The organism is Eubacterium sp. BIOML-A2 (genome assembly GCF_009680135.1).
Taxonomy (GTDB): Bacteria; Bacillota; Clostridia; order Lachnospirales; family Lachnospiraceae; genus Faecalicatena; species Faecalicatena contortus_B.
On the sequence record NZ_WKZK01000117.1, the window covers coordinates 1 to 1,898 of the forward strand.

Annotated in this window: 1 protein-coding gene; it reads left to right on the forward strand. The window is 42.9% G+C overall.

Annotated features, from left to right (window positions below; translation table 11 throughout):
* Positions 1-500 precede the first annotated feature (500 nt).
* A complete protein-coding gene (gene ltrA, locus GKG43_RS22685) occupies positions 501-1,799 on the forward strand; it encodes a group II intron reverse transcriptase/maturase (RefSeq protein WP_129880147.1) in 1,299 nt (432 codons plus the stop codon).
* Positions 1,800-1,898: the final 99 nt, after the last annotated feature.

Here is a 1,898-nt window from a genome sequence, read left to right on the forward strand (position 1 = left end):
GCGCGTCCAGAAAAGGGCGGTTGGTTTAGTGGGTGGAAATCCCATACGGCAAGGTGTAGCGAGCCACCGTTAGCGAGTCTTGGGTGCTGAATGGTAACAGGCAGGGCTAAGCGTAGACAGTTAGGAAATAGGGTTGAAATGCTATTGAGCCTCGAAATTTTACAAAGCTTCAAAGGTCGACGCAGTCTATCCATGCGGAAGACAACACCACAACAAGCGTTAAGCGAGTTTGTTGTGGCTTTGGCGGGGTCAGAGGGCCAATCATGTTTCACAATGACCAATCAGTCAACTGGAGAGAGCCTGTGATTTCTTGCAGGGAGATTGCTTACTCCCAGACAAGTATGACGTACAACGATGACAAGGAGGAAATCAAATGAGTCACAGGCAGTCGGATATTCCTATATTACCAGAGAAACCGCTAATCACGGTGGAGGGAAGGGGAATACATAATAACGCTCTTTCTGAGGACACATTTACCGTACTCAGGGACGGGAGGATAAGTGGGAACGAAATTAGAAAGAATAGCAGACAAATCGGCTCATGAAAGCCGACCCATATTTACGTCACTGTATCATTTACTAAATGAAGAACTGCTGCTTGAGTGTCACAAAGAATTAGACGGAAAGAAAGCAGTAGGAATTGATGAAGTGACAAAAGAGGAATACGCCCGGAACTTAAGGGAGAATATTAGGAATCTGGTGAAAAGGCTGAAGAATAAGTCTTATAAACCAAAGCCAACACTGCGTGTATACATCCCGAAAGCCAATGGCAGGAAACGTCCTCTGGGAATCGCATCGTATGAAGATAAAATTGTACAATTAGGATTAAAGAAGATACTGGAAGCAGTATATGAACCAAAGTTCCAGGACAACATGTACGGTTTCCGTCCAAACAGGAACTGCCATATGGCAATTAAAGAGATGTGTATCAGTATTGTCCGCAAACGGATTAACTATGTAGTGGATGCAGATATAAAGGGTTTCTTCGACCACATGAGCCATGAATGGACAATGAAATTCGTTGGGTACTATATCAAAGACCCCAACATACTTTGGCTGATAAAGAAATATCTGAAGGCAGGAGTATTAGAAAGCGGGAAGTATCAGACGAACGAGGTTGGTTCAGTTCAGGGAAATATCATCAGTCCGATATTGGCAAACATCTACATGCACCATGTGTTGGTGCTGTGGTATAAAGCATATTATGAAAGGCGTGGAACAGGGAAGAGTTTTCTGGTGGTATACGCGGATGACTACCTGGCAGGCTTTGAACATAAGAGGGAAGCAGAACGCTACTACAAAGAAATGCAAGAGCGATTGAGTAAATACGGGTTAGAAATTGAGACGAGTAAAAGCAGGCTTCTGGAATTCGGGAGATATGCGAAAGAAAGAAGAAAGCGAAGGGGAGAGGGGAAACCCGAGACCTTTGACTTTTTAGGATTTACATTCTATTGCGGTGAAAACCAAGCAGGGAAGTTTTGTGTAAAACCGAAGACCAATGGTAAGAGGTTAGCAACAAAGCTAAAAGAAATGAAACAGTGGCTGAAATATAATCGGACAACGCCGCTAAAGGAGTTGATGCCGAAACTAAACCTTAAGCTGACAGGACATTATAGATACTACGGTTTGACGTACAATATACAGTCATTGATAAAGTATCACTATAACACTACTTTACTGCTATTTCGCTGGATGAACCGCAGGAGTCAGAAGAAAAGCTACAATTGGGAGGAATTCAAGCAGATGCTGGAGTATTATCCACTAGCTTACCCAAAGAAATACTTTAACCTCTATGCGTAGCATGAAACTGTAAATGTTATTATGAAGAGCCGTATGCGGGAAAGCCGCACGTACGGTTCTGGAAAGGATTATACATTGCGAAATGTGTATTTACTAAAC